The organism is Marinospirillum sp. (assembly GCF_014859565.1).
Genome location: NZ_JACUUA010000176.1, coordinates 1 through 6631, shown reverse-complemented (window position 1 = coordinate 6631; position 6631 = coordinate 1). Strand labels below are relative to the sequence as shown.

Genomic DNA, 6631 nt, shown 5'->3' with positions numbered 1-6631 from the left:
GGCTTATTCAGCAGCGTGAGTGGCCGCATGTTGATGCTATTCAGGAACCTCAAACTGTTTCCGCCTAATTTTAGGCATTAATAAAAACCAGACACAAAAAAAGCACCTCATGGGTGCCGTATCTGACTGATTAAACGAGGTATTTTTGGTGGGCCCAGCAGGACTTGAACCTGCGACCAAGCGATTATGAGTCGCCTGCTCTAACCAACTGAGCTATGGGCCCTTAACAAGGTGTGTTGCTTTTGTGCGGCAAGGATAATACCAGAAAGCCTTGAAGGATCAAGGCTTTCTGTTTTTTTATGCTACTCGTCCAGGAAAGAACGCAGGGAGTCACAGCGTGAAGGGTGGCGCAGCTTGCGCAGTGCCTTGGCTTCAATTTGACGAATCCGCTCGCGCGTTACATCAAACTGTTTGCCCACTTCTTCAAGGGTGTGATCCGTGTTCATGTCGATGCCAAAACGCATACGCAGAACCTTGGATTCCCTGGCTGTCAGACCTGACAGTACCGAGCGGGTTGCTTCAACCAGGCCTTCACCGGTGGCTGAATCTATCGGGGATTCCTGATTGGTATCCTCGATAAAATCACCCAGATGTGAGTCTTCATCATCACCAATCGGAGTTTCCATCGAGATGGGTTCCTTGGCGATTTTGAGTACCTTGCGTACCTTGTCTTCCGGCATTTCCAGTCGTTCACCCAGTTCTTCAGGCGAGGGTTCACGACCCATCTCCTGCAGCATCTGGCGTTGTACACGATTGATTTTGTTGATGGTCTCAATCATGTGCACCGGAATACGAATGGTACGTGCCTGGTCAGCAATGGAGCGAGTAATCGCCTGACGTATCCACCAGGTGGCGTAGGTCGAGAACTTGTAACCACGACGGAACTCAAACTTGTCTACGGCTTTCATCAAGCCGATATTGCCTTCCTGAATCAGATCAAGGAACTGCAAACCCCGGTTGGTGTATTTTTTAGCAATTGAGATGACCAGTCGCAGGTTGGCTTCCACCATTTCCTTTTTGGCGCGGCGGCTTTTTGCCTCGCCAATGGATAAACGGCGGTTTACTTCCTTGATTTCAGTGACCGTAAGTCGGAAACGCTCTTCATAAGCACGGATGCGGCGCTGTCCACGCTGGATGTCGACACGGTACGTACGTAGACGTTTGCCGATCTCGTCATTTTTGGCAATCAGCTCATCTACCCATGCTAGATCGGTTTCACGACCGGGGAAGCTGGCAATGAAGTCTGTACGTGGCATTTTGGCCTTGCCGACACAAAGCTTCATGATCTGTTTTTCCTGATCACGAATGTCACCCACAGCTATGCGCACTTCACTGACTAACCGCTCATAATGCTTGTTGGACAGTTTGAACGGTGCAAAGAGTTCACCCAGGGTATTCAGCTCTTTCTGAGCCTTGGCGTGGCCAAAGCCATTTTTCTGCACGGCTTTGGTGGCTTTGTCTAACTGTTCACGCAGGGCAGTGAAACGGATGCGTGCTTCTTCGGGATCAGGGCCACTGACGGTTGCATCTTCGTCATCATCGGAAGCGGCTTCAGTGTCTTCATCCTCTTCATCATCCGCATCCTTAGCCATAGCTTTAGGGGCTGCAGCAGGAATTTCTGCTTCGGTTTCCGGCGGCAGATCTTCTACCGGGTCGATGAAGCCGGCAAATACATCCGTCAGGCGACCATTTTCGGCAGCAGCCACCACATCATAGGCTTCAATGATGGTGTCTACAGTGCCTGGCAGGTAAGCCAGGGCGTGCATGACTTCGCGGATGCCTTCTTCGATACGTTTGGCGATGACAATTTCGCCTTCACGTGTCAACAGCTCCACGGTTCCCATTTCACGCATGTACATACGCACCGGATCAGTAGTACGACCCGCATCACTTTCCACGGCGGCAAGGGCGGCAACGGCTTCCTCTGCGGCAGACTCGTCGGCTGAATCGCCGTCGGTCATTAACAGGGTTTCCATGTCCGGGGCTTCCTCACTGACGGGGATGCCCATATCGTTAATCATACGGATGATATCTTCGACCTGATCCGGGTCGGAAATTTCCTCCGGGAGGTGATCGTTGACTTCCGCGTAAGTCAGGTAACCCTGCTCTTTACCGCGGGCGATCAATTCTTTCAGTCGAGATTGCTGCTTCGCGTTCCCGGACATAGAACCCCTATCTCAGCTATGCAAGAAACTTGGATATGGCGAAGGGCAGGTTTGAATGCCTGACCCGTTGTTAAGCGCGGAATTATAGCCTATCGGCAGCTTTACGTCTATTTGCCCGTTCTTTTATGGTGATTCTGCAAGGCCAGCGCCAGTGCAAACAGCTCCTGATGCTCTTCGGCTGTCAGTTGTCCCCTGCCGGAAACCTCCAGCAGGGCAGTATAACGCCGCTGTTGTAACTCTTCACTGGTCTTTGCCAGTAGGTAGGCAGAAATTTCTGTAATTTCCTTGCTTGCTGCCTCGCGGTTCAGCTCCAGTGCCAGCTTTGCCCGTTCCAGCAACTGCTCACCCTGTGGTGTGCCCATCCAGTGCGCCAGCAACACCTGTGTAGTAGCACCGGGAGTTTTACGCAGGTAATCCAACACCTCCATCAACAAGCTGGTGGACGGGCTACTCTGCGCGTCCAGTTGCAGGGTTTGATCGACCTGTTTGATCTGATCAGGATAACGCACCAACAAGCGCAGCAGCTTTTCTTCCACTGGCAGCGTTTGCCCTTCCCGTACAGGTTTTGTGCGGGTATTTCGGTTTTGACCATAATCAGTCAAGCGATCAACCGAAGGTGAAGATGGCAAGGGTTGCGAGGATGATGGCAATACTGCACCCACACCCAGTAGATCTTGCTCCTGCATGCCGGTGATTTTACTTAGATGATGGGTGATACGCCGCTTGAGCATTCCATCTGGCAAGGCATGCAGCAAGGGTTTTGTCGCCTGCGCCAAACGTGCCTGATCATCCAGCAGCGCCAGATCCAGCCCTTGCTGCAAATAACGCAGCATGTATTCTGCCAGCGGCAGGGCTTGCCCTACCCGCTGCTCAAACAGTCCAGCTCCTTCTTTACGCACCAGTGTGTCTGGGTCTTCACCCTGCGGCAAAAATAGGAAGCGGGCGTGACGACCATCAGTCATCAGCGGCAGAATGGTGTGAAGCGCACGCGCCGCCGCCTGGGTGCCGGCAGCATCCCCATCAAAACAGAACACCACTTCGTTCACTAGGCGAAAGATGCGCTTGAGGTGCTCTTCACTGGTGGCTGTACCCAGGGTTGCCACCGCCCAGTGAATGCCCTGCTGCGCCAGTGCCACTACATCCATATAACCTTCCACCACCAGCAGTCGCTCCAGCCGACCGGGTTGCTGGCGGGCTTCATACAGGCCATACAACTCTTGGCCTTTATAAAATAGCGGGGTTTCCGGCGAGTTCAGGTATTTGGGTTTGCTGTCATCCAGCACTCGACCACCAAAACCAATGGTCTGACCCTTGATGTTACGAATCGGGAACACCACCCGGTTACGAAAACGATCATAAACCCGACCAGTTTCCTCTTTTTGCACCAGCAGACCCAGCTCCAGCTGCATCGCCTCTGGGATACCGGCAGCAGTCAGGTGGTTTTTCAGGGCATCCCAGGCATCCGGCGCCATCCCCAGAGCGTAGTTTTCCAGCAAAGCGTCCTGCAGGCCCCGCTGTTGATGAAAATAGTCGAGTCCTTGTTGCCCACCCGGCTGCCGTAGAGTGTGCTGATAAAACTGCCGCGCCAGATCCATGCAGCGCTGTCGCTCATCTGCAAGCTGTTTTTGTTGTCGCTGCTGCTCTTCATTACGAATCGGTCGATGCCCTTCTTCTCTGGGCACCTGCATTCCCTGCATTCTTGCCAGGGTTTCCACGGCATCCACAAAGTCCTGATGATCATGTTCCATCAAAAAAGTCAGGGCATTACCGCTGGCACCACAGCCAAAACAGTAATAAAACTGTTTGTCGGGATTCACACTGAAGGAGGGGGATTTTTCGTTATGAAAAGGGCAGAGCGCTGAATAATTCTTGCCGGTTTTTTTCAGCGTCAGGCGCGAGCCCACCACTTCCGCAATATCACTGCGGGCGATGAGTTCATCAATAAAAGCCTGAGGAATACGTCCGGCCATTCGATTTCTCCCAAAAAAATCTGACCCCAACAAAAAGCGAGCCTTAAATCAAATTTAAGACTCGCTTTAAGGAGTTGCCTTGCGTCAAGACAACTTCAACATCACTTTGCCGTCAGGCGCGTCTAATTAATACAGACGCTCAAAACGACGCTGTTCGCGCTGAAGTTTTTTCTGATGACGTTTGACAGCTGCTGCTTTCTTGCGCTTGCGCTCAGAAGTGGGCTTTTCGTAAAACTCACGACGACGCACATCAGCCAGAACACCAGCTTTTTCGCAGGAACGCTTGAAGCGACGCAGGGCAACGTCAAACGGCTCGTTGTCTTTGACTTTAACTGCAGGCATTAAAATCACCATCCTTAAGGGGTTGGGTATTGGGGTTTTTAGGGTACAGCGAGTCAAAAATTCTACTCCTTTGTACTTGCCGGTGCAAACATTAATGGACTTCCTTTATACTGTGCAGCTTTAGTTTTGCGGAGAGCGCCACACCATGCTGGTACTGGGTATAGAAACCTCCTGTGATGAAACCGGTGTTGCACTCTATGACACCGAGCGCGGCTTGATTGCTGATGCACTCTACAGCCAGGTTAAGCTGCACGAACGTTTTGGCGGTGTGGTGCCGGAACTGGCTTCTCGTGATCATCTACTTAAACTCACCCCACTGATTCGCCAGCTATTTGTTGAGTCAGGTTGCCGTATTGATCAACTGGATGGTGTGGCTTATACCGCCGGCCCCGGTCTGATTGGTGCATTGATGACCGGTGCTTGCCTGGCGCGTTCGCTGGCTTTTGCTCTGAATATTCCCGCACTGGGTATTCACCACATGGAAGGTCATCTGCTGGCACCCCTGCTGGATCGAACGCAGACACCGCCTGATTTCCCTTTTGTGGCGCTGCTGGTTTCCGGTGGCCATACCCAGTTAATTCGGGTGGATGCTATTGGTGAATACGAATTGCTGGGTGAATCCGTGGATGATGCTGCCGGTGAAGCCTTCGACAAAACCGCGAAAATGCTTGGCTTGGGTTATCCCGGTGGCCCCAGACTGGCCAAATTGGCCGAGCAGGGTACACAAGGACGTTTTCGTTTCCCGCGCCCGATGACCGATCGCCCCGGCCTGAATTTCAGCTTCAGCGGCTTAAAAACCCATACCCTGACCTGTGTGCAGCAGTTAAAGGCACAGAATGCAGCGGATGAGCAAACTCTTGACCCTCAAACTCTGGCTGATGTGGCCTGGGCTTTTCAGGATGCGGTAGTGGATACGCTGGTCATTAAGTGCAAACGGGCATTAAAACAGACTGGGCTAAAACGTCTGGTGATTGCCGGTGGTGTCAGTGCCAATCAGCACCTGCGTGTGCAGCTGGCGAGCAGCTTGAAGGCTATGGGCGGACAGGTATTTTATCCGGCACTGGCTTACTGCACGGATAACGGTGCCATGATTGCTTATGCTGGTGCCCAGCGCTTGCTGGCCGGACAACAGGATGGAACCACACCCCCCCCTTTGCGCCCCCGCTGGCCTTTGACCGAATTAAAGAGCCTTAAACCATGAATGAAGACACAATTTTTATCCACCAGCTGCAGTTTCTGGCGGGTATAGGTGTATTTGAGTGGGAAAAACAGCTGCAACAGAAACTGGTGCTGGATCTGGAGCTGAGCACAGATATTCGACCGGCGGCAGCGCAGGATAGCCTGGAGTTAACCCTGGATTATGTGGCCATCAGCCAGGCCGTGATGCAACTTGCACAGAGCCAGCACCATGAGCTGATCGAAACTCTGGCAGAAAAAATGGCGCAGCTGCTGCTGGATCAATTCAACACCAACCGAGTCACCCTGACACTGTGTAAACCAGCGGCTATTCCTGCCGCCGAAACCACTGGTGTCAGAATCACTCGCCTTAAAACTATCGGAAGTAGCCAGTGAATCAAGCCTCTGTTTTCTGCTGGGTCAGCCTTGGCAGCAACCATGATCGCCATCAGCAGATCAGCCGTGCACTGGATGCCTTGCATGAAGCCTTTGGTACTCTGATCATCAGTCAGGTTTATAAAACCCAACCGGTGGGTATCAAAGTTGCCCGTTGTGCAGCTTTTTATAATCTGGTGGCCGGTTTTTTTACCCACCTGCAGCCCGGTGAACTGAATGCTTTTCTGAAGTCGGTGGAGAGTCAGCAAAAATATCTGCTGCCGGAAGATCGGAGTATTTATGTGCGGGCGCTGGATCTGGATCTGGTGACCTGGGGTGATGCCTGCGGGGAGCTGGACGGGCTGTGCCTGCCCTACAAGGATCTGCTGAAGCATGATTTTGTGCTGCGCCCACTGGCAGAGCTGTCACCGGAGCAACGGGTGCCGGGTTATAACCTCAGTTACCAACAGCTCTGGCAGATTCATGCCCACCCGGAACAGCAAATGCGAGCGGTGGATTTCACCTGGCAGGGGCAAAAAATATCCGTTAGTGATCCACTTCAGGATTAACCTGCTGCCGCAAAAAACTTAATCGCTGCGCCCT

The 6631-nt window shown here is 52.5% G+C and carries 6 protein-coding genes and 1 tRNA gene; 3 read left to right on the top strand and 4 right to left on the bottom strand.

Annotation, left to right across the window (positions count from 1 at the left end):
- Positions 1 to 146: 146 nt before the first annotated feature.
- The 4 genes from IBX50_RS15660 to rpsU form a co-directional block, all read right to left on the bottom strand.
- Positions 147 to 223: transfer RNA gene (locus tag IBX50_RS15660), tRNA-Ile, on the bottom strand.
- A gap of 79 nt (positions 224 to 302) precedes the next feature.
- Positions 303 to 2165, bottom strand: a complete 1863-nt coding sequence (gene rpoD / locus IBX50_RS15655) for an RNA polymerase sigma factor RpoD (protein ID WP_292257231.1) — start codon at positions 2163 to 2165, stop codon at positions 303 to 305.
- 107 nt (positions 2166 to 2272) lie between these two features.
- Positions 2273 to 4135 carry a DNA primase gene (gene dnaG / locus IBX50_RS15650; RefSeq protein WP_292257230.1) on the bottom strand — a complete coding sequence of 621 codons (1863 nt, stop codon included), beginning with the start codon at positions 4133 to 4135 and terminating at the stop codon, positions 2273 to 2275.
- A 126-nt stretch (positions 4136 to 4261) separates the two neighbouring features.
- A complete protein-coding gene (rpsU, locus tag IBX50_RS15645; protein WP_292257229.1) occupies positions 4262 to 4477 on the bottom strand; it encodes a 30S ribosomal protein S21 in 216 nt (71 codons plus the stop codon).
- A gap of 145 nt (positions 4478 to 4622) precedes the next feature.
- Here rpsU and tsaD point away from each other — a divergent pair, with 145 nt between their 5' ends.
- From tsaD to folK, 3 genes are read left to right on the top strand one after another with little or no spacing between them, the layout of a single operon-like run.
- Positions 4623 to 5678 (top strand): tRNA (adenosine(37)-N6)-threonylcarbamoyltransferase complex transferase subunit TsaD, encoded by a 1056-nt coding sequence (tsaD, locus tag IBX50_RS15640; RefSeq protein WP_292257228.1) that lies wholly within the window; start codon positions 4623 to 4625, stop codon positions 5676 to 5678.
- Complete coding sequence (gene folB, locus IBX50_RS15635; protein WP_292257227.1) at positions 5675 to 6049, top strand: dihydroneopterin aldolase; 375 nt, start codon at positions 5675 to 5677, stop codon at positions 6047 to 6049. The genes tsaD and folB overlap by 4 nt, the downstream gene beginning before the upstream one ends.
- Complete coding sequence (gene folK, locus IBX50_RS15630; RefSeq protein ID WP_292257226.1) at positions 6046 to 6597, top strand: 2-amino-4-hydroxy-6-hydroxymethyldihydropteridine diphosphokinase; 552 nt, start codon at positions 6046 to 6048, stop codon at positions 6595 to 6597. The genes folB and folK overlap by 4 nt, the downstream gene beginning before the upstream one ends.
- Positions 6598 to 6631: the final 34 nt, after the last annotated feature.